Consider the following 21,024-nt stretch of genomic DNA (forward strand, 5'->3'; position numbering starts at 1 on the left):
AGGAGCCGTGGTGCGCCCGGCGAGGGCGCAGGGCGCACCACCGTCGGTCAGGACTCGAACGCCGAGTCCATGTAGTCGTCGACGTTGTCCTTCGTCACGATCGGGGCCGCCAGCTGGATGACGCGCGGCACCTCCACCTCGGCGAGGTCCGACATCGAGCGGCCCTGCGCGATGAGTCGTGCCAGCTTGATGCCGTCGGCACCCTGGGTCGACGGATAGATGACGGTCGCCCTGAGGACCGTATCGTCAGCCTCGATCGACCGCATCACGTTCGCCGAGCCGGCCCCGCCGACCATGACGAACTCGTCCCGCCCGGCGTTGTCGATCGCCGCCAGCACGCCGACGCCCTGGTCGTCGTCGTGGTTCCACAGGAAGTCGATCTTGGGTGCGGCCTGGAGCAGGTTCGCGGCGGCGCGCTCACCGGACTCGACGGTGAACTCCGCCGCGACCCGGTTGGAGACCTTCAGACCGCAGTCCTTCAACGCGTCAGCGAACCCGCGCGAACGGTCCTGGGTCAACGGCAGGGAGTCGATGCCGGCGATCTCTGCGACCACCGCGTCCTTCTTGCCGCCGGCCTCCTCGCAGATGTAGCGACCAGCCGAGACCCCCATGCCGTAGTTGTCGCCGAGAACGGTCGAACGCGCTGCGTTCGGCGAGTCGAACTCGCGGTCGACGTTGACCACCGGGATCCCCGCCTCCATCGCCCGCGTGGCAACGTCGGTCATCGCCGCACCGTCGAACGGGAGGAGGACGATCGCGTCGACCTTGTCGTTGATGAAGGTCTCGACCTGGGAGATCTGCAGGTTGACGTCGTTGGTGCCCTCGGCGTTGATCAGCTCGACGTCGTCGAACGCCTCCGCCTGCTTCACGGCTGCGGAGGTGATCGCCCCCATCCAACCGTGGTCGGCCGCGGGGGCCGAGAAACCGATGCGCACGGTGTCGCCGGTCTCGGCGTTGTCGCCGGCTCCGGCGTTGGCGACGCTCTCGGTGTCGTCGTCGCCGGAGCTGTTGGTGCAGGCGGTCAAGGTCAGCGACGTTGCGGCGAACACGCCGGCGATCGCCAGCAGCCGTCGGCGCGGGGTGGTGGTGGACATGCCGTCTCCTCGGTGGGGTTAGGTGCTGCGGTTCGCCAGCCGCTGCTGGAGCAGCACAGCGACGACGATGATCACGCCCTTGGCGACGGCCTGGACGGACGTCGACAGGTTGTTGAGCGTGAAGACGTTGGTGAGCGTGGTGAAGATGAGGACGCCGAGCAGCGTGCCGACCACCGTGCCGCGGCCGCCGCTGAGGAGCGTCCCTCCGATGACGACCGCCGCGATGGCGTCGAGCTCCCACATGAGTCCGTGGGTGGAGGACCCGGTCTGCGTCCGTGACATGAGCATCACGGCGGACACGCCACAGGTGGCGCCGAGCAGGGCGTAGAGGTAGACGGTGTGCCTCTGGACCTTGATACCGGCCAGGCGTGCGGCCTCGACGTTGCCGCCCACGGCGAACGTGCGGCGCCCGAACGTCGTGCGGTTGAGGAGGAACCAGCCGAGCACCACGATCACCGCGAAGACGTAGACGATCACCGGCACACCCAGCGGCCGGGCTCCGAGCGCGTCGCGGAACGCCTCGTCGCGGACGATCTGGGTCTTGCGGTCGGCGATGATCTCGGCGAGCCCTCGAGCGCTCGCCAGCATCGCGAGGGTGGCGATGAATGGCACGATCTTGCCGTAGGCGATGAGCACTCCGTTGATGACGCCGCACGCGATGCCCACGCCGACCGCCGTCGTGACGATGACGATCCAGCCGACGTCCTCGGCCATCGCCTGGGTGCCGGTGGTCGACGCCCACACCGAGGCCAGGGCGACGATCGCACCCACGGAGAGGTCGATGCCTCCGCCGGTGATGACGAAGGTCATCCCGATCGCGACCACGCCGATCGCGGAGGCGAGGCTGAGGACGGTGATGATGTTGTTGGTGCTCGCGAAGCGGTCGCCCGCCGTGACGAGGCCGACGACGCAGAGCGCGACCAGGGCGACCACGAGGCCGAGGTTGCGGGCGATCCCGAGGGACCGTGTCCGCGTCTCGGGAGCAGCCGCGGTCTCCTGCGTGCTCCCGGTCACCGATGAGGTACTCACGCGGCGTCACCTTTCGATTCGTTGCCGGTCGGTTCGTTGCCGGTCGGTTCGTTGCCGGAGAGGATGCGGTCGAGCACGGCGTGGGCGTCGAGATCGTCCGCCGGACCGGCGTGCACGATGCGGCCGTCGGCCACGACCATGACCCTGTCCGAGAGCCCGAGGACCTCGTCGATGTCGCTGGAGACGACGATCACGGCGACCCCGTCGTCGGCGAGCCGGCGGATCAAGCCGTAGATCTCGCTGCGTGCGCCGACGTCCACACCCCTGGTCGGCTCGTCCAGCAGGAGGACGCGGCACGATCGCAGCAGCCACCGGGCGAGGACGACCTTCTGCTGGTTGCCGCCCGAGAGTGTCCTGGTGACGCGGTCCGGGTCGTCGGGGCGCAGGTCGACCGAACGCGCGGCAGCGTGCGCCGCCGTACGCTCCGCGGACTCACGCGTGACCCCCAGCCGGGAGAAGCGCGGGAGGGTGCCGAGGGAGATGTTGCGGTAGACCGCCTCGTCGAGCACCAGCCCCTGCGACTTGCGCTCCTCGGGACAGAGCCCGAGGCCCGCACCGACCGCGACATCGACCGACCCGGGACGCAGGCGCCGTCCGTCGACGGTGACCGAGCCACGCTGAGCTCGCCGTGCGCCGTACACGGTCTCGACGATCTCGCTGCGTCCCGCACCGACGAGCCCGGCGAAGCCGAGGATCTCGCCGGGCCGGACCTCGAACGAGACGTCCTCGAACTCACCCTCGCGACCGAGCCCTTCGACGACGAGCAGCGGGTCGGCGTCGGGCAACGGCGTCGTACGGCGGGGGAACTCGGCCGAGACGTCGCGGCCGGTCATCAGGGTGATCAGCTCGGCGGTCGGGGTCTCGCCTGCCGGCAGGTCGGAGGCGACCGTACGTCCGTCCTTCAGCACGGTGAGCCGGTCGCCGATGCGGCGGATCTCCTCGAGGCGGTGGGAGATGTAGATGATGGCCTGGCCGGACGCACGGAGCTCCTCGATGACCCGGAACAGCCCGTCGACCTCGTCGGGGTCGAGGACAGCGGACGGCTCGTCCATGACGATCACGCGCGCCTGACGTGAGAGCGCGCGTGCCATCGACACGATCTGCTTGCCTGCTGCCGACAGGCTGCCTGTCTCGCGGGACGGCCGGATCTCGGGGTGACCGAGTGAGGTCAGCAGGTCGCGTGCGGCCCGGTGCGAGTCACCGACGCGGGAGAAGCCGAGACGCGTCTTCTCGTGGCCGAGGAAGATGTTGTCGGCCACGCTCAGGCCGTCGACGAGGTCGAGCTCCTGATAGATCGTCGCGATGCCGGCCGCGAGCGCGGCTTGCGGGTCCCCGAAGGTGACGGCGTCCCCGTCCATCACGATCTCGCCCTCGTCGGGCGTGTAAGCACCCGCCAGGACCTTGATCAGCGTGGACTTGCCCGCGCCGTTCTGCCCGAGGAGGCAGTGGACCTCTCCCGCACGCACCACCAGGTCGACGCCGTCCAACGCGCGAACGCCAGGGAACTCCTTGACGATCCCGGTCAGCTGGAGCAGAGGCTGCGACATGCGCGTGATGCTAGTCACACCTAATGACGGCCGTCAACCAAAAGTCAGGGTTTTGCCGACAGGCTTCTGTCGGGCTTGACTACATAAGTCGACGTGGGAGACTACGGCCCATGGATTCGTTCGCGCCTCAGACGGGCTCGGCGTCTGCCGCCAGCGCGGTCTTCCAGCTCATGCGCGACGGGCAGGCACGGACGAAGGCCGAGATCGCGGAGGCCACCTCGTTGGCGCGCTCCACCGTCTCGGCGCGGCTCGACCTCCTCCTCGCGGCTGGGCTCCTGATGCCCGTCGGGGAGGCAGCCTCCACCGGAGGGCGTCCGCCGGCGCGCTTCGCCATGAACACCGACTCGTACGCCGTGCTGGCGGTCGATCTCGGCGCCAGCCACGCGACGGTCGCGCTGTCCGACCTCGCGGGCACGGTGCTGGGTGAGGCCACCGTCACCAGCGACATCACCGAAGGCCCCACGGTCGTGCTCGACAGGGTCGTCGAGCTCGCGAACGAGCTGCTCTCGACGCTCGGCATGAGGTCGTCCGCCCTCGCGGGCATCGGGGTCGGCGTCCCCGGCCCCGTCGAGCACTCGACCGGCCGACCCGCGAACCCGCCGATCATGCCGGGCTGGCACGGCTTCGACATCCCCGGCTACCTGGCCGCGGCCTTCCCCGTCCGTGTCCGGGTGGACAACGACGTCAACGTGATGGCGCTCGGCGAGCACACCGCTCACTGGCCGGAGACCGACGACCTCCTCTACGTCAAGGTCGCCACCGGCATCGGATCGGGCATCATCTCCAACCGTCGACTCGTCCGCGGCGCCCTGGGCACCGCGGGCGACCTGGGGCACGTCCAGGTCAGCGGCAGGGGTGAGGACGTCAGCTGCCGCTGCGGCAACCTCGGATGTCTCGAGGCAGTCGCCGCCGGCCCTGCGATCGCCAAGCAGCTCGCCGAGCTCGACATCGGGGTCGAGACCCCGCGTGACGTGGTCGCGGCCGTCGAGCGCGGCGAGATGGAGGCGGTGCGGGCCGTCCGCGAGGCCGGGCGCGCGATCGGCAGCGTCCTCGCCACCTGCGTGAGCCTGCTCAATCCCGCCGTGGTCGTGGTGGGCGGTTCCCTGTCGGCGACCGGGGAGTATCTCCTCGCCGGGATCCGCGAGGTCGTCTACCAGCGCTCCCTGCCGCTGGCCACGCACCAGCTGCGCATCGTCAGCTCGTCGCTGCACGGGCGGGAGGCCGTGCTGGGCGCAGCCGCCATGGTGCTCGAGGACGTGCTGTCACCGCAGTCGGTCGACGGGCTGGTCGAGCAGCGCAGCCGAGCCAGCGCCTGACCCGGCACCCGCCCGCGGGTGCTGGGGTCAGAGCGCGGTCGCGCCGCTGAAGACACCGGTGAGCGCATCCTCCGCGGCACCGGTCGCGGCGGCACGCAGCCCCAACGCGCTCAGCAGAAGGTCGAGAGACGCGTACGGCGCTGCCGTCACGCGCTCCTCGACCTCGCGCACCGCAGCAGGGAGCAGGTACGGCGCGAGCGGGACGAAGTAGCCACCGAGCACCACAGCATCGGGGTCGAGGATGTTCGCCACGGCGGCCACGCCCCTGCCGAGGACCGCACCCACGCCTTCGAGCGCCGCGGCCGTCGTCACGTCCGACTCGGCACGCCGCGAGATCAGCTCCGCCACCTGGAGCGGTGTCCCCTCGAAGGCGAGGCCGGTGGCCGACAGCACGGCGCGCAGCCCGACCGAGGCCTCCCAGCACCCCCGACGGCCACAGCCACAGCGTGCCGTCGGGTCGCCGAGCGGGATGTGGCCGACCTCGCCCGCGAACCCCGACGTCCCCCGTACGATCGCGCCGTCCCTGATCACGCCCGCGCCGATGCCGACGGTGCCGGTGACGTACACCGACTGCCCCAGCCCGACCGTCGCCCCGCGTCGCGCCTCGGCGAGGGCCGCACAGTTCGCGTCGTTCTCGACCACCACGGGAAGCCCGGTCACCGCCGCCATGTCGGCCGCGACCGAGCGGCCGCGCCACCCGAGGTTCGGCGCCATCGCGACGACGCCGGCGCGCCGGTCGACCAGACCGGGCACGGCGACCGTCGCGCCGACGACCCGAGCTCCAGAGCCGCCGAGCTCCGACGCTGCCTCGCGGGCGAGCGCGACAACGACGTCGTAGGGGTCGCTCGTGCCGACGGGGACGGTGCGCTCGAGACGGACGGCGCCGCCGAGGTCGATGGCGACGGCGGACACGTAGTCGACGTTCGCCTCGAGGCCGAGCCCGACGATCGTGGAACCGGTCAGCGCGACCGGTCGACCGGGTCTCCCTCGGGAGACCGAGACGGCCTCGGACTCGCTGACGTAGCCGCCGTCGACGAGCCCGCCCACGATCGCCCCGACCGTCGCCTTGGCCAACCCGGTCCTGCGCGCCAGCTCGGTCCGCGTCGCGACACCGTCGTGCCGCAGCGAGCGGAGCACGGCCGCGGTGTTCTGCCTCCGCAGATCCTCGGTCGCGACGAGGGTCACCCGCGGATCCCGTAGAGGTGCTCGAGGGCGAGCTGGTCGAGGTGCTCGAACGCTGCTCCACGCACGGCGAGCGCGTCCGGGTCGGCCAGCTCGGCCTGCTCGAGCTCGCGCCAGCCCTCGCCCTCCTCCAAGGTCGGGACCGCCAGCTCGGGCAGCCGCGCGGCTGCCAGGGCCTCGTGCACGTCGGGGTCGGCGCGGAAGGCGCGGACCTTGTCACGCAGCACGAGGTAGTTCGTCATGCATGCGGCCGCAGCGACCCAGACTCCGTCCTCGTCCTCGGTCCGTGGCGTCTTGAAGTCGAAGTGCACCGGCCCGTCGTACCCGCCGGTCTCCAGCGCGTCGACGACCCAGAACGCCCCGCGGGCGTTCCCCGCGCCGAAACGCAGGTCCTGGTCGTAGCGCGGCCCGTGCTGACCGTTGAGGTCGATGTGAAAGAGCTTGCCGTGCCACATCGCCTGGGCGTAGCCGTGGGCGGCGTTCATGCCCGCCATCTCCTCGTGGCCCACCTCCGGGTTCACACCGACGTTCTCGGACCGGTCGAGCGTCTCGATGAACGCGAGCGCGTGCCCGATGGTCGGGAGGAGGATGTCGCCGCGCGGCTCGTTCGGCTTGGGCTCGATCGCGAAGCGCAGGTCGTACCCGCGGTCGTGCACGAACTCGCCGAGCAGGTTGAACGCCTCGCGATAACGATCGAGCGCTGCGGCGACGTCCTTGGAGGCGCCCGACTCGGCACCCTCGCGGCCGCCCCAGCAGACGTAGACCTCGGCTCCGAGCTCGGCCGCGAGATCGATGTTGCGCATCACCTTGCGGATCGCGAAGCGACGGACGTCGCGGTCGTTGGAGGTGAAGGCGCCGTCCTTGAAGACCGGGTGGGAGAAGAGGTTGGTGGTGGCGGTGGTGACGGCCAGCCCTGTGTCGGCCAGGCCCTTCTTCCAGCGCTCGACGATGCGTGACCGGGTGTCGTCGTCGGACCCGAACGGGATCAGGTCGTCGTCGTGGAAGTTCACGCCGTACGCACCGAGTCCGGCCAGCTTCTCGAGGGCGTGCACCGGGTCCATCTCGGCTCGGGTGGGATCGCCGAACGGGTCGCGGCCCGGATAGGCGACGGTCCACAGGCCGAAGGAGAACTTGTCCGCTGGGGTGGGTGTCGGGATCGTCATGATGGCCTCTCGGGTCGGTCGGGATCGGTCAGGTCCACGCGGCCGTTCGGTCGCGCAGGAGGGCATACGTCTCGCGGACATGGGGGGTCGGGTCTGCTTCGAGCACGGCGGTCGTCCCGGGCTTCCAGTCCGGCGGCTGCGCGGCACCGCTGAGGGCCCAGGCCGCCTGTCGTGCGGCTCCGAGGGCGACGTACTCCGCGGGAGCGAGGACGTGCACCGGCCTGCCGAGGATCGCGGGGGCGAGCGCCTGGACCGCGGGGTTGCGCGCCGCGCCTCCGACGAGCAGGAGCCGACCGTCACCGCCACCCACGCGGGCGCAGAGGAGGTCGACGGCGTCGGCGAGCGAGCACAGCAGCGCCTCGACCGCCGCGCGTGCCAGGTCCTCGCGGGTCGTGTCCGGGCGCAGCCCGGCCCAGAGCCCTGTCGCGCGCGGGCGGTCGGGCGTGCGTTCTCCGCCGTAGTACGGCGAGAGCGTGACGCCGTGCGCGCCGGACGGCGCAGCGAGCGCGAGCCGGGCGAGCTCGGCGTGGTCGACGGCAAGGAGCCGCGTCTGAAGGTCGAGGATCCCGGCCGCGTTCATCGTGGTCGCCATCGGGAGGTAGCGGCCCGTCGCGTCCGCGAACCCGGTCACCGCACCGGTGCCGTCACCGACCGGAGTCTCGGTGACCGCCGACGCCACGCCGGACGTGCCGATCGAGACGACGACGTCTCCGGGCAGGAGACCGAGACCGAGCGCGGCACCCATGTTGTCGCCCGTCCCCCCGGCCACCACGGTCCCGTCCTCGTACGCCGCCGTTCCGTCGGGGACGACTGTCGGCAGGGCCACGTCGTGCCCGAGCGCCGCCGCCGCGAGGTCATGACGCCACCTGCTCGTCCGCGCGTCGAAGTAGCCCGTGCCCGAGGCGTCACCGCGGTCGGTGAAAGGTTCCGTACGCCGCCCGGTGAGGTGCCAGGAGACGTAGTCGTGCGGCAGCAGCACCGACTCGACCCGCGCAGCGTCGTCCGGCCGCTCGTCACGGAGCCAGCGCAGCTTGGTGGCGGTGAACGACGCGACGAGCACGCTGCCGACGGCGTCCGCGCACGCCTGCGCGCCGCCCATCTCCGCCACGAGCTCCGTCGCAGCGTCGGCGGACCGGGTGTCGTTCCACAGGAGGGCGTCATGGACGGGTGCACCCTCGGCGTCGAGCGCGACCATGCCGTGCTGCTGGCCGGCGACCGCCACCGCGGCAGCCGTTCCGAGCCAATCCCCGACCGCGTCGTCGCACGCCTCAAGCCAGAGGCGCGGGTCGACGGCGGTCCCGGCCGGGTGCGGCACGGAACGTTCCGCGAGGACCGCGCCGTCGTGGGCGTCGACGAGGACGGCCTTGGTGGACTGGGTCGAGGAGTCGACGCCGACGACGGTGCTGTGAGCCACGTCACCCTGTTTAGTATGAGTCGTGAACTAATGTCAAGGATCGCGTCCCCGGCTCCTTGTCGCGGGCGGAGACCAGGCCGGTCGGGCGTCGGTGAGAATGGAGCCATGACTGACTCGACCCCCACCGTCTGGAACACAGCCGGCGACTACACCGACATCCGGTACGAGACCACCGACGACGGCATCGCCAAGATCACGATCAACCGGCCCGAGGTCCACAACGCCTTCCGGCCGCAGACGATCATCGAGATCTCGGACGCCCTGACGGTGGCCCGGGAGGACGAGTCGGTCGGCGTCATCATCCTCACCGGCGCGGGCGACAAGGCGTTCTGCTCCGGAGGTGACCAGCGCGTCCGCGGCGACTCCGGCTACAAGTCCGACGCCGGCGCGACCGGCCGCTTCCACGTCACCGACCTGCACGTGCAGATGCGCCGGTGCCCCAAGCCGATCGTCGCGATGGTGGCCGGGTGGGCCATCGGTGGCGGACACGTGCTCCACGTCGTCGCCGACCTCACCATCGCCGCCGACAACGCCCGCTTCGGCCAGGTCGGCCCGAAGGTCGGCTCGTTCGACGGCGGCTTCGGCGCGAGCTCGCTCTCGCAGCTGGTCGGCATGAAGAAGGCCAAGGAGATCTGGTTCCTGTGCCGCCAGTACGACGCCCAGCAGGCCCTCGAGATGGGCATGATCAACACGGTCGTGCCGCTCGCCGACCTCGAGGCCGAGACCGTCCGCTGGTGCCGCGAGATGCTCGCACTCTCGCCGTACGCGCTGCGGCTGATGAAGGCCAGCTTCCACGCGGCCGAGGACGGCTACGCCGGCATCCAGCAGCTCGCCCACGACACCAACCTGCTCTTCTACGGCAACGACGAGGCCAAGGAGGGCCGCGAGGCGTACAAGGAGAAGCGCACGCCCGACTTCACCCAGTTCCCTCGCCGCGCATGAGCCCCTCAGTGCGCGTCGAGGACATGGCCGGTATCGAGCCCGCCGTCGCCCTCACCGTCCCGCCGGAGTTCGAGGACGAGAACGGTCACGTCAACATCCGCCACTACTTCGACCTGCACGTACGGGCTGCCGATCGCACGTTCGCGGCGTTCGGTGTCGACGACGGCTATCGGGCCGCGCGCGGCATGAGCGTGTTCAGCATCGACCACCGCGTCCGCTACCTGGACGAGGTGCTCGTGGGTCAGGACGTCGCGGTGTACGTCCTGTTCCTCGCACGCGCAGCCAAGACCGTGCACGGGGTCCAGGCCCTCTTCAACGCCAGCACGGGCGCGCTGGCCAACACCTTCGAGTTCGTGGAGGGCCATGTCGACCTCGCGCACCGCCGTACGGCGCCGTGGCCCGCCGACGTGGCCGCGCGCATCGACGCCGCGATCGCCGACGGCAAGGCGTGGCCGGCGCTCCCACACGAGCCGGGGCTCGGTCTGCGCTGAGGTCGGCGCGGAACCGCTCAGTCCGCGGTCTGCACAGCCGCCACGCGCACAGCCTCGGCGACCCGGGTGTGGACCTCGGGATGGAACACGCTCGGGATGATGTAGTTGGCGTTGAGCTCGTCGTCGGAGACGGTCGCGGCGATCGCCTCCGAGGCCGCGAGCAGCACGTCGGTGCCGATGCCATGGCTCTGCGCGTCGAGGAGCCCGCGGAACACCCCGGGGAACGCCAGCACGTTGTTGATCTGGTTGGGGTAGTCGGACCGACCGGTGGCGACGACCGTCGCGTGCGCCCGCGCGAGGGCCGGGTCGATCTCCGGCCTCGGGTTGGCCAGCGCGAACACGATCGCGCCGTCGGCCATCGACTCGACGTCGTGCACGGAGAGGACGTCGGCCGCCGAGACACCGATGAAGACGTCGGCGCCGCCGACGACGTCGCAGAGGGAGCCCGTCACCCCGCGAGGGTTCGTGTGAGAGCTGATCCAGCCCAGCTGTCCCACGAGCCCGGGGCGCCCGCGGTGCACGACGCCGTCGATGTCGCACACCACCACGTCCTCGGCACCGGCCTCCAGGACGAGCTTGAGGATCGCCGTCCCTGCGGCACCCGCCCCCGACATGACGATGCGGACCTGCGAGAGGTCCTTGTCGACCACGCGCAGCGCGTTGCGCAGCGCCGCCAGCACGACGATCGCCGTCCCGTGCTGGTCGTCGTGGAAGACGGGGATGTCGAGCCGCGCCCGCAGACGGTTCTCGATCTCGAAGCACTTCGGCGCGGCGATGTCCTCGAGATTGATTCCCGCGAACCCGGGGGCGATCGCGGCGACAGTCTCGACGATGGAGTCCACGTCGTGGGTGTCGAGGCACAACGGCCAGGCGTCGATGTCGGCGAACGTCTTGAAGAGCGCCGCCTTGCCCTCCATCACGGGCAGCGCGGCGTACGGGCCGATGTTGCCGAGGCCGAGCACCGCGGACCCGTCGGTCACGACCGCGACCGCGTTGCGCTTGACCGTGAGCCGCCGTGCGTCCTCCTTGTCGCGGGCGATCGCCTCGCTGATCCGCGCGACGCCGGGCGTGTAGATCATCGAGAGGTCGTCGCGGGTCCGCAGCGGGTGCTTCGTGGCGACCTCGATGACTCCGCCGAGGTGCATCAGGAACGTGCGGTCGGAGACCTTCTTGACATCGGCGTCACCGATCGACTCGAGGGCGGCGACGACCCGGTCGGCATGGTCGGTGTCCGACGTCGCGATCGTGAGATCGATGCGGAGGACCTCGGTATGGGAGCCCGTGACGTCCAGTGCTGTGACGACGCCGCCCGCCTTCTCGACGACGGTGGTGAGGTCACTGACCGCGGATCCCCCGGCCGGGACCTCGAGACGGACGGTGATCGAGTAGGAGACGCTCGGTGTGGATGCCACAGATCAAGATTCGCACACCGCCTCAGGAACCTGAGGAGCACCTCATGTTCGAGGCGGCTCGCCCGACGCTCAACCCACGCGACGACCCGTCATCTCCTCGATCGCCAGCCCTAACAGCACCGACTGGTGGATGCCGACCCACGGGTCCAGCTCCATCTCCGGCGGCATCGAGGCCTCGTCGACGCGCCACAGCGGCCCCCGCACCTTCACGCTCCAGCCCGTCTGCGACAGGCGGTCGAGGTACGTCACGAGGAACGCGACTCCCTGCGACCCGACCCCTCCCTCGGCCAGCGTGCCCTCCTCGCCCGTGCGGATGAAGATGGTGTCGCCGAGCAGCCGGTAGTTCACGGGAGTCATGTCGAGGCTGCCACGCGAGTGGTACGCGATGTGGCCAACCCGTGCCGTCCCGAGCAGCTCCCGCGTCTCTTCGGCGCCGAGCGTCGTGAGCGGTCCGTTGGTCATCAGGCCACCTCCTGGGAGTTGCCTCAGTCTACATCCGCGGGCGCGTCCAGAGGCCGGGCCGTACGCCGACCACCGACGCGACGGAAGGGGTCGGTCAGGCCGGAGTCGTGCGCATCGACATGGCGTCCAGCAGCGGCGCGGAGGCGTAGCCGTCACCTTCCACCACCGGCGCCGCGTCGGTAGTGTGCGAGACATGAGCGACCTGTGGGCAGAGCGGCGTCCGGTCGAGGTCGGCGGACTGACCTTCGACGTCGCGTTGACAGGCCCCGAAGACGGTGTGCCGGTGGTGCTCCTCCACGGCTTCCCGCAGACGGCCGACTCGTGGCGCTCGGTCGCTCCACGGCTCGCCCGGGCCGGCCTGCGCCTGATCGCCCCCGACCAGCGGGGATACTCCCCTGGCGCGAGACCCTCAGAGGTCGCGGCGTACGCCGTCCCTCACCTCGTCGACGACGTCATCGGCCTGATGGGCGAGCTTGGGTACGACTCCGCGCACGTGGTCGGCCACGACTGGGGAGCAGCGGTGGCGTGGTCGCTCACCGCGCACCATCCGGAGCGGGTGCGGAGCCTCGTCGCCCTGTCGGTCCCTCACCTCGCCGCCTACGGGTGGGCGCTGGTGAACGACGACGACCAGCGGGAGCGCGCGTCCTACATCGGGCTCTTCCGGCAGCCCGGCAAGGCCGAGGACCTGCTGCTGGAAGACGACGGGCGACGGTTGCGTGCGATGTTCGGCGACGCCATGCCGGAGGAGCACATCGCGACGTACGTCGGCGTGCTGAGCGAGCCGGCGGCCCTCACGGCCGCGCTCTCGTGGTACCGCGCGATGGGGCGCGATCTCGGCGCGACGCCTCCGGTCACGGTGCCCACCACCTACGTGTGGGGCGACGACGACTGGGCCCTCGGAGCGGCAGGGGCCCGGCGGTGCGGGGAGCACATCCACGCAGAGTACCGCTTCGTCCCGGTCGCGGGCGGCTCGCACTGGCTGCCCGAGGAGCAGCCCGAGCTGGTCGCCGACGAGATCGTGGCGCGCGTGCGGGCCTGACGCTCCGGATCAGGTCCGCTCGTCGCGGGCACGCTCGGCCGCGTCACGGTGGTCGATCTCGGACTTGAGGTCGCGGACGCGCCGGCCGCGCGTTCGGTTCTCGCGCGTCAACCAGGCCAGGCCGACGAACACGAGTGCGGCGATGATGGCGCCCCACAACGACGCCGCGCGGAACCCGGGACCGTCCACGTCCAGGATGCGTTCGCCGGCGTGGGCGCCGCTGCTGGTGCCCAGCACGATCGAGAGCGTCATGAGGTTGGGAAGCGCGAGCACGAGGGCGACCGCGATCACGACGGCCTTCCAGTAGCCCTTGATCCACCTCCGCGTGATCGCCTGCCAGGCGACGAGCAGGGGCACCAACGTGAACACGATCCCGAGGAAGAGGCCCCAGACCGTGCCGGCGGTCAGGCTGCCGTCGACCCGCCGTCCGATCCACTGCGCCCACCACCGCGGCACGAAGGCCGCGAGACCGTAGCCGACCGCGACCGCCAGCACCGCGACCGCAAGCACCAGGAGGACGTTGCGCAGGGTCTGCTGGCCGTATGACTTCCAGCCGTCGGTGCCCGTGCCTCGGCGGTCGGCCGATGCCTGAGTCGCCGAGGTCTCTCCGTCTCGCGAGGTCGCCACGTCTCCAGGATGGCACCGATCGACCCGGTCGGCCGGACGCTCGAACCAACCCGCGAGTAACATGACGTCACACGTGTGACGTACGGCACATCCTCGGGCGAGGTGCGTCACCGGGAAGGACACGATGAGCGCGCACGACACCGTCCCGGCCGCCCAGGTGGTCCCGCTGGGACGGGACGGCCTCACGGTGGTCGAGAAGCCCCGCCGCAGCAAGCGCGCACTCTTGCTCTCGAGTGCCCTGCGGGTCACCGTCAAGCCGGCGCTCTCGGTGTGGGCCCACGCGCCGGGTGCGCCGTGGCCGACGGGCCTTCTCGAGAGAGCCGCAGCGCTCCTGCCGAGCCCGCGGCACACGACTGTGGAGGAGGTACGGCTGCCGCGGTGCGACGCGGAGCTGATCCGGGCGGACGGCGCCGAGGACGACGAGCACGCGATCCTCTACCTCCACGGCGGCGCCTTCCTGGTGGGCGGACTCAACACCCACCGCGGACTGGCGGCCCGCCTCGCCGCCACGAGCGGCGGCGCCGTGCTCAACGTGGGCTACCGGATGATGCCGAAGCACCCAGTCAGCCACGCCGTGGAGGACGGGCTCGCCGGCTACACCTGGCTGCTCGACCAGGGCTACGCGCCCGAGCGGATCGTGATCGCCGGGGACTCGGCCGGCGGATACCTCGCCTTCGCCGTGGCGCTGGCCATCCTCGAGTCGGGCCTGGAGTCCCCCGCCGGCCTGGTCGCGATGTCACCCGTGACCGATCTCGACCCCGAACGCACGCTCGACCAGCCCGGCCGCCCGTCGTGCGCGCTGTTCTCGCAGTCGACGTGGCGGGGGTTCCTCCGGCTGGTCGACATGGTCGAGAACGCGCTGGTGTCGGACCTGCTGAAGCCGGCATCCTCCTTGGTCGACGCCGACCTGCGTGGACTCCCGTGCACTCTCATCCAGGTCGGGTCGGACGAGCTCGTGCTCCCCGACGCCCAGCTGATGGCGATCCGGCTCGCCGACTCCGACGTGGAGGTGGAGCTGCAGCTGTGGGAGGAGCAGGTCCACGTCTTCCAGGTCGCCGTGGGGCTGGTGCCTGAGGCCCGCGACGCCACCCGCGAGGTCGGTCGGTTCGTGCGGTCGGCCTGTCGGCAGGCTGAGGCCGCCACCACACCGGGGCGGCCGTCCGCACGGCGAAGCGGCGGCACCGCCGCAGGGCGGGCCGCCGCTGAACGCCAGCCGTCAGGCGCCTGAGTCGGCCGGCCCCGGAGTGGCGTCGTCGCCACCAGGAGCGGTCGGGCCACCCTCCGGAGCAGTGCCGCGGGGCGCGCCCCGGTCACCACGGGAGCCGCCGCCGTCGCGGTCCCCGTCGATGCAGCCTCCCTTCCCCGGGCCGTCCTCTCCATCAGGACGGGCTCCGTCAGGAGCGGTGCCGTCAGGAGCCGTGCCGTCAGGGCGGGCTCCGTCAGGAGCGGTGCCGGCCTGACCGTGGCCCTGGGGGCCGCCGTCACCGCGGAAGTCACCACGGTCCTGGTGCATCCCGTAGCCGTTGGCGACGCCCGGGTCGGCCTGGCCACCGTCGTCGGCGGACGCGCTCCCGATGGCCATCCCGCCGAGGAATCCGAAGCCGCACAGCGCAACCCCGGCGATCACCGCACCGATGCGCGTGCGGTTGTCCAGCTTCTTCCACCCGGTGGGCTTCGAGGTCGGGGTCGCGGCGGCCGTGGATCCCTCCTGGGGCTCCTCGGGGCCGAGTCGACGCGTGTCGTCGTTCATCGTTCTTCTCTCCTTCGTTCTCTATGAGGCCTGGACCGACTCGTTCAGTCCTGGCCGGTGGTGAGGTCGTAGACGGTCGTCCCGTCCACGCTCTGGGCGGCGAAGTTCTCGCTCACCCACGTCTCGATCTCCGTGTTCGCGCCACCGCCGTGGCCGGTGCCTGCGACGTAGTAGTGGATCTGTCCGTCGGCGACCCACTCCTGGAACTGGGCGAGCGTCGGGAAGCCGTCGGTCCCGTTGAACCCGCCGATCGCGAGCACCGGTTCGCCGGAGGCGAGCTGGAGCGGCGCGGCGCCGTTGGCGGTCTGCGCCGCGGCGGCCCACCGGTAGTCGCCGTCCTGCAGGAGCTCGACCAGCTCGTCGCTGACACCGGAGGTGCCCCCGCCACCCAGGAAGCTCGCGCCGCCCCCGCCGGGTCCACCGGGTGCACCGCCCGGTGGTGCACCGCCCGGCGCACCACCAGGCCCGCCACCAGGCCCGCCACCAGGTCCTCCGACGGTCGACGGCCCCGCTGCCACGATCGAGCCGGTGTGCGCGCTGCCGATGGTGGCGGCAGCCGACGCGGCGGGTGCCGCGAGAGAGGCCACCGCGACGAGGACCGCCGTGGTGAGGGCAAGCCGCCGCGCGGCGTCACTGGTGAGTGTGAGCTCGTACCCGACGAGGAGCAGCGTCGCGCCGAGCACCGCGGCTCCGACGACGACCCACCGCAGCCACGGCAGGAACGTCGGGGTGTCGACGAGCAGACGCCACTGCCAGAGACCGGTGAGGAGGACAGTCCCGGCGAGAACCGTGCGCGGCAGCAGCTCGGTACGGCGCCGCCACAGCAGGACGGTCCCGGCACCGACCAGCGCGGCGACGGCGGGCGCGAGCGCCACGGTGTAGTAGCTGTGGATGATGCCCTGCATGAGGCTGAACGTCAGCCCCGTGACGAGGAGCCAGCCGCCCCACACGGTGGCGAAGGCGCGGGTCCGATCGGTCCGGGCCGCCCGCCACGACACCGCCAGCAGGACGACCAGCGCCACGAGCGCAGCCGGAAGCAGCCAGCTCGCCTGGGTCTGCATCTCGGGGCTGAACAGCCGCCCGAGGCCAGGCGTGCCCCACATGGAGCCGACCGAGCCGGCTTCGTCACCGCTGAGCCGGCCGAGGCCGTTGTAGCCCAGCGTCAGCTCGAGGATGCTGTTGGTGGTCGACCCGCCGATGTACGGGCGTGCGGCCGCGGGCCAGAGCTCGACGGCGAGCACCCACCACCCGGCACCCACGACGACCGAGCCTGCTGCGGCGACGAGGTGGAGCAGCCGGGTGCGCAGCTGCGCCGACCCCGCGACGCCGTACGCGAGCGCGAGCCCCGGCAGGACGAGGAACGCCTGCAGCATCTTGGTCAAGAAGGCGAAGCCGATCAGCAGACCGGCGAGCACCAGCCAGCGCAGCGCCTTGTCGGCGTCGATCGCCCGCGTCACCGCCCAGGCGGCGGCGACCATCAGGAAGACGAGCAGGGCGTCGGGGTTGTTGAACCGGAACATCAGCGCCGCCACCGGCGTCGTCGCCAGCACGGCACCGGCGAGCAGGGCCGCCGAGGCACCGAACCAGCGCTTCACCGACGCGTACAGGACGGCGACGCTCGCAACGCCCAGCAGCGCCTGCGGGAGCAGCATGCTGAACGAGCTGAACCCGAGGAGGCGCACCGAGAGCCCCATCAACCACAGCGAGGCCGGCGTCTTGTCGACGGTGATGCCACCGGCGGCGTCGAGCGCGCCGAAGAACCACGCCTTCCAGCTCTCGGAGGCCGCCTGCACCGCCATCGAGTAGTACTCGTTGGCGTAGCCGTTGACCGAGAGGTTCCAGCAGTACGCCACCGCGGTCGCGACGAGCAGCAGGACCAGCAGCGCTCGGTCGCGGGTCCACCAGCGGCCCGGTCGGACGACCGTGCTCATGCGACGCTCCTCTCGTTCGTGAGGACGGCGCTCCCCGGACGCACCGGGGTGGGAGCCGTGTCGGGGTGAAGGTCGGACAGGTGCGTCGCCTCGGCCCGGCGACCGGTGCCGAAGACCCAGCGGTCCAGGAGGACGAAGCGCAGCACGGTCGCGCAGACGTTCGCGAGCGTGAGCACGCAGACCTCCATCAGCGGGGTGTGTGCCAGCCCTGCGGTCAGCGCGAGGGCCGACGCCGTGAGCGCCCATCCGCACGCGAAGGCGACCAGACCTTGGAGGTGGTGGCGAGCGAGCCCCACCGCGCCGACCACCTCGTACGTGAAGCGACGGTTGAGCGCCGTGTTGCCGATCGCCGTGGTGACGAGGGCGACGAGGTTCGCGACCTGCGCGGTGGTGATCTCGCGTGCCAGCAGGAAGAGGACCGCGTAGGCGATCGTGCTGATCACGCCCACGATGCCGAACCGGATCATGCGGATCCCGACCGGCGTGCCGACAGGCGGACGGGCGAAGCGGCGGCGGACCGGTTCGAGATCGAGCGCACCGGTCGTCAGGCCGCGGACCATGCGTCCGACGCCGAGGAGGTCGTCGCGGACGGTGGAACCGATCGCGACCCTGCTGTCGGAGTCGTCGACCCAGTCGACCGGCACCTCGGCGATCCGGAGACCGGCGCGCTCGGCGAGGACCAGCAGCTCGGTGTCGAAGAACCAGCCGGTGTCCTCGACGTACGGGAGCAGCGCCTGCGCCACGTCGGTGCGCACGGCCTTGAAGCCGCACTGCGCGTCGCTGAAACGGGCGCCCAGAACCGTCCGGAGGATCACGTTGTAGCCGCGCGAGAGCACCTCGCGCTTGACTCCGCGGACGACCCTCGCGCCGCGCCTGAGCCTCGTCCCGATGGCCACGTCGGAGTGGCCGGACAGCAGCGGCGCGACCAGCGGCATGAGCGCACCGAGATCGGTTGACAGGTCCACGTCCATGTACGCGACCACCGTCGCGCGACTCTGCGACCAGACCGTGGCCAGTGCCCGTCCACGACCCCGCTCGGGGATCCGGACGAGGTCGACGTCGTGGACCGTCGCCGCGAGGCGCTCGGCAACCTCCGCCGTACCGTCGGTGCTGCCGTTGTCGGCGATCACGACCCGGCTGGCGTACGGCACCTCCGCGTCGAGGTAGGTGCGCAGCCTGCGGACGCTCCGCTCGAGGACGTGGGCCTCGTTCAGCACCGGGACGACGATGTCGATCACGGGAGAGGTCTCGTTCATGTCTTCGACGATCGCGCCGCGACCTCACGATCGGCTGCGACCAGCCTGGGAGGTTCCTGTGAGACGAACGCTGAGCGGACGAGCGCTCAGCCAGCGAGCGGGATGCGGACGGTGAACGTCGCGCCCTCGCCCGGCGCGGTGTCGAGGCTGACCGTTCCGCCGTGCCCCGCGACCAGGGCGGAGACGATGGCGAGGCCGAGCCCTGAGCCGCCGGCTGCGCGACTGCGCGTCTCGTCGGCACGGTAGAAGCGGTCGAAGACGTGCGCCGCCTGGTCGGCGGTCAGTCCGGGCCCGTCGTCGGACACCGTGACGACGCCGTCGTCACCGTCCACCGCCGCGCCCAGGCGGAGGCCGGCCTCGGGAGGCGTGTGGACGAGCACGTTGCTGACGAGGTTGCCGACGACCTGACGGAGCCTGGCCTCGTCGCCCTCGACCACCACCGGCGGGCCGGGAGCGGGACCGGCGACGGCCCGGTCGGGCTGCACGGCCCGGGCGTCGACGGCCGCGTCGCGCACCAGCTCGCGCAGGTCGACCGGGTCGTGCCGCAACGGCCGTTCCTGGTCGAGCCTCGCCAGCAGCAGCAGGTCCTCGACGAGCACGCCCATCCGGTCCGCCTCCTGACGGATCCGGCTCATGAACCGGTCGGTCGTGGCCTGGTCGGCCGCCGCGCCCTGGCCGTACAGCTCGGCGAACCCGCGGATCGAGGTGAGCGGCGTCCGCAGCTCGTGGCTCGCGTCGGCGACGAAGCGTCGCATGCGTCGCTCGGACTCCTCGGCCCGCCGTGCCTCCTCCTCGCGGCTGCGTACGGCTGCCTCGATGTGGCCCAGCATGGTGTCCAGCGACGCCGAAAGAGCGCCCACCTCGGTGCGTGGGTCGAGTCCCGTGTCGACCCGGGCGGCCAGGTCTCCCGCGGCGATGGCCTGCGCGGTCGCCTCGACCTCGGCGAGCGGCCTCAGGCTGCGGCGTACGACCCACGAGCTGACGACGGCGAGCGCGAGGAGCACGACCCCTGCGATCGCGGCCTCGATCCAGCGCAGCTCCCTCAACGTCGCCGTCACCTCGTCCAGCCCCATAGCCACGGCCACGTAGCCGCCGTCGTCGGTGTCCTCGTACAGCACCCGCCACCGGTCCTTGCTCCCCCGCGACCCGACCGTCGTGGGCTCACCGGTCGTCACGTCACCGGGATCGGCGAGGTCCGGATAGTCGTCGGTGTCGAGACGCGGGTCGGCCAGGACCGTCACCGTTCCGTCGGCGTCCCACCGAGCCACGAAGAACTGCGACGGGAGGTTCCGTTCGACGCCGCCCTGAGGTGGCCGTCCGCCGGGGTCGCGGACATCGCTCATCCGCCGCGCCTCGCTCGTCAGCTGTTGGTCGACGCGGTCGGTGAGGGAGCGCTCGAGCACCAGGTTCGTCGCGAGCGCGCTGAGCGCCAGTGCCAGCAGCACCATCACGACCACCACGGCGACGAGCTGGACGCGCAGAGGCTGGTCGCGCCAGCGCAACGGGTTGCGCGCGCGGCGCTCGCGAGCCGAGACGGCCGTCATCTCGGGCGCCGCAGGACGTACCCCACCCCGCGGACCGTGTGGATCAGATGGGGCTCGGTGGTGTCGAGCTTGCGTCGCAGGTACGAGATGTAGGTCTCGACCACGTTGCCGTCACCACCGAAGTCGTAGTTCCAGACGTGGTCGAGGATCTGCTGCTTGCTGAGCACACGCCCCGGGTTCATGAGCAGGTAGCGCAGCAGCTTGAACTCGGTCGGGGACAGCTCGACGAGCTCCCCACCCTTGCGGACCTCGTGGCTGTCGGTGTCCATCTCGAGGTCGGCCATCCGGAGCAGCGAGTCCGGCGTCTGCCGACGGCGCGTACGGCGCAGCACCGCGCGGACCCGCGCCACGAGCTCGTCGAGGCTGAACGGCTTGGCGAGGTAGTCGTCGCCGCCTGCGGTCAGGCCGTTGACGCGGTCAGCGGGCGTGTCCCGTGCGGTGAGGAAGATCACCGGGACCTCGCGCCGGTCGGCCCGCAGCCGCCTGATGACCTCGAAACCGTCGACGTGCGGCATCATCACGTCGAGCACCACGAGGTCGATCGTCGGGTCGGCGGCCACCATCTCGAGCGCCTTCTGGCCGTCGGTCGCGGTGTCCACCGTGAAGCCCGCGAACCGCAGGCTGGAGGCGAGCAGGTCCAGGATGCTCTCGTCGTCATCGACGACGAGGAGCCGCGCCGGGGTCTCGTCTGGGGTCATCCCTCCCGAGTGTGACCCGACTCTCTTGGGCGTGCCTGGTGAGCCGCTGTGAGATCTCTGTGAGCGGCGCGCCGAGCCGGGACCTGGGACCGACCCTTAGAATTGGCCCCGAGGCGAAAGGAGGCGG

At 71.3% G+C, this 21,024-nt stretch carries 19 protein-coding genes; 5 read left to right on the forward strand and 14 right to left on the reverse strand.

All coding sequences use genetic code 11. From position 1 onward, the window contains the following. Positions 1–47: 47 nt before the first annotated feature. The 3 genes from KV097_RS14910 to KV097_RS14920 are packed head-to-tail and all read right to left on the reverse strand — an operon-like array spanning position 48 to position 3,670. Positions 48–1,094 carry a substrate-binding domain-containing protein gene (locus KV097_RS14910; RefSeq protein WP_220366309.1) on the reverse strand — a complete coding sequence of 349 codons (1,047 nt, stop codon included), beginning with the start codon at positions 1,092–1,094 and terminating at the stop codon, positions 48–50. A gap of 18 nt (positions 1,095–1,112) precedes the next feature. Next, a complete protein-coding gene (locus KV097_RS14915; RefSeq protein WP_220346011.1) occupies positions 1,113–2,123 on the reverse strand; it encodes an ABC transporter permease in 1,011 nt (336 codons plus the stop codon). Continuing rightward, positions 2,120–3,670, reverse strand: a complete 1,551-nt coding sequence (locus KV097_RS14920; RefSeq protein ID WP_220366310.1) for a sugar ABC transporter ATP-binding protein — start codon at positions 3,668–3,670, stop codon at positions 2,120–2,122. The genes KV097_RS14915 and KV097_RS14920 overlap by 4 nt, the downstream gene beginning before the upstream one ends. Before the next feature lie 110 nt (positions 3,671–3,780). Between KV097_RS14920 and KV097_RS14925 the strand changes: the two genes are divergently transcribed. Next, positions 3,781–4,986: an ROK family protein gene (locus tag KV097_RS14925; RefSeq protein ID WP_220346009.1), complete on the forward strand. Its 1,206-nt coding sequence runs from the start codon at positions 3,781–3,783 to the stop codon at positions 4,984–4,986. A 27-nt stretch (positions 4,987–5,013) separates the two neighbouring features. Here the strand turns inward: KV097_RS14925 and KV097_RS14930 are convergent, their stop codons facing one another. Genes KV097_RS14930 through xylB form a run of 3 tightly spaced genes read right to left on the reverse strand, consistent with a single transcriptional unit; the run spans position 5,014 to position 8,745 of the window. Next, positions 5,014–6,171, reverse strand: coding sequence for an ROK family transcriptional regulator (locus KV097_RS14930; protein WP_220366311.1), 1,158 nt, complete (start codon positions 6,169–6,171; stop codon positions 5,014–5,016). Continuing rightward, the gene (gene xylA / locus KV097_RS14935; RefSeq protein ID WP_220366312.1) at positions 6,168–7,331 is read right to left on the reverse strand and encodes a xylose isomerase; all 1,164 of its coding nucleotides are present in this window, start codon (positions 7,329–7,331) and stop codon (positions 6,168–6,170) included. The genes KV097_RS14930 and xylA overlap by 4 nt, the downstream gene beginning before the upstream one ends. 28 nt (positions 7,332–7,359) lie before the next feature. Continuing rightward, positions 7,360–8,745, reverse strand: a complete 1,386-nt coding sequence (gene xylB / locus KV097_RS14940) for a xylulokinase (RefSeq protein ID WP_220366313.1) — start codon at positions 8,743–8,745, stop codon at positions 7,360–7,362. Between the two features lie 105 nt (positions 8,746–8,850). Here xylB and menB point away from each other — a divergent pair, with 105 nt between their 5' ends. Together menB and KV097_RS14950 are read left to right on the forward strand one after the other, a co-directional pair. Beyond that, positions 8,851–9,687 (forward strand): 1,4-dihydroxy-2-naphthoyl-CoA synthase, encoded by an 837-nt coding sequence (gene menB, locus KV097_RS14945; protein ID WP_220346006.1) that lies wholly within the window; start codon positions 8,851–8,853, stop codon positions 9,685–9,687. Continuing rightward, positions 9,684–10,178: a thioesterase family protein gene (locus KV097_RS14950; protein ID WP_220366314.1), complete on the forward strand. Its 495-nt coding sequence runs from the start codon at positions 9,684–9,686 to the stop codon at positions 10,176–10,178. The genes menB and KV097_RS14950 overlap by 4 nt, the downstream gene beginning before the upstream one ends. A 17-nt stretch (positions 10,179–10,195) precedes the next feature. Here the strand turns inward: KV097_RS14950 and KV097_RS14955 are convergent, their stop codons facing one another. Further along, positions 10,196–11,590 (reverse strand): NAD-dependent malic enzyme, encoded by a 1,395-nt coding sequence (locus tag KV097_RS14955; protein WP_220366315.1) that lies wholly within the window; start codon positions 11,588–11,590, stop codon positions 10,196–10,198. Between the two features lie 69 nt (positions 11,591–11,659). Further along, positions 11,660–12,052, reverse strand: a complete 393-nt coding sequence (locus tag KV097_RS14960) for a pyridoxamine 5'-phosphate oxidase family protein (protein WP_220343303.1) — start codon at positions 12,050–12,052, stop codon at positions 11,660–11,662. 193 nt (positions 12,053–12,245) lie between these two features. Between KV097_RS14960 and KV097_RS14965 the strand changes: the two genes are divergently transcribed. Next, on the forward strand, positions 12,246–13,091 hold the full coding sequence (locus KV097_RS14965) for an alpha/beta fold hydrolase (protein ID WP_220366316.1): 846 nt from the start codon (positions 12,246–12,248) through the stop codon (positions 13,089–13,091). A 9-nt stretch (positions 13,092–13,100) separates the two neighbouring features. Here the strand turns inward: KV097_RS14965 and KV097_RS14970 are convergent, their stop codons facing one another. Next, complete coding sequence (locus KV097_RS14970) at positions 13,101–13,718, reverse strand: hypothetical protein (RefSeq protein ID WP_220366317.1); 618 nt, start codon at positions 13,716–13,718, stop codon at positions 13,101–13,103. Between the two features lie 124 nt (positions 13,719–13,842). Here KV097_RS14970 and KV097_RS14975 point away from each other — a divergent pair, with 124 nt between their 5' ends. After that, the gene (locus KV097_RS14975; protein ID WP_220366318.1) at positions 13,843–14,946 is read left to right on the forward strand and encodes an alpha/beta hydrolase; all 1,104 of its coding nucleotides are present in this window, start codon (positions 13,843–13,845) and stop codon (positions 14,944–14,946) included. Here KV097_RS14975 and KV097_RS14980 read toward each other — a convergent pair. The 5 genes from KV097_RS14980 to KV097_RS15000 form a co-directional block, all read right to left on the reverse strand. After that, positions 14,935–15,468: a hypothetical protein gene (locus KV097_RS14980; protein WP_220366319.1), complete on the reverse strand. Its 534-nt coding sequence runs from the start codon at positions 15,466–15,468 to the stop codon at positions 14,935–14,937. The two genes, KV097_RS14975 and KV097_RS14980, sit on opposite strands and share 12 nt — an antisense overlap. A gap of 44 nt (positions 15,469–15,512) precedes the next feature. Continuing rightward, positions 15,513–17,399: a glycosyltransferase family 39 protein gene (locus KV097_RS19540; protein ID WP_220366320.1), complete on the reverse strand. Its 1,887-nt coding sequence runs from the start codon at positions 17,397–17,399 to the stop codon at positions 15,513–15,515. Then, the gene (locus KV097_RS14990; RefSeq protein WP_220366321.1) at positions 17,396–18,655 is read right to left on the reverse strand and encodes a bifunctional glycosyltransferase family 2/GtrA family protein; all 1,260 of its coding nucleotides are present in this window, start codon (positions 18,653–18,655) and stop codon (positions 17,396–17,398) included. Before KV097_RS14990 ends, KV097_RS19540 begins: the two co-directional genes overlap by 4 nt. Positions 18,656–18,741: 86 nt before the next feature. Further along, positions 18,742–20,199 (reverse strand): HAMP domain-containing sensor histidine kinase, encoded by a 1,458-nt coding sequence (locus KV097_RS14995; protein WP_220366322.1) that lies wholly within the window; start codon positions 20,197–20,199, stop codon positions 18,742–18,744. Continuing rightward, positions 20,196–20,897 carry a response regulator transcription factor gene (locus KV097_RS15000; RefSeq protein ID WP_220366323.1) on the reverse strand — a complete coding sequence of 234 codons (702 nt, stop codon included), beginning with the start codon at positions 20,895–20,897 and terminating at the stop codon, positions 20,196–20,198. Before KV097_RS15000 ends, KV097_RS14995 begins: the two co-directional genes overlap by 4 nt. Positions 20,898–21,024: the final 127 nt, after the last annotated feature.

This window comes from Mumia sp. zg.B17 (assembly GCF_019550915.1).
Taxonomy (GTDB): domain Bacteria; phylum Actinomycetota; class Actinomycetes; order Propionibacteriales; family Nocardioidaceae; genus Mumia.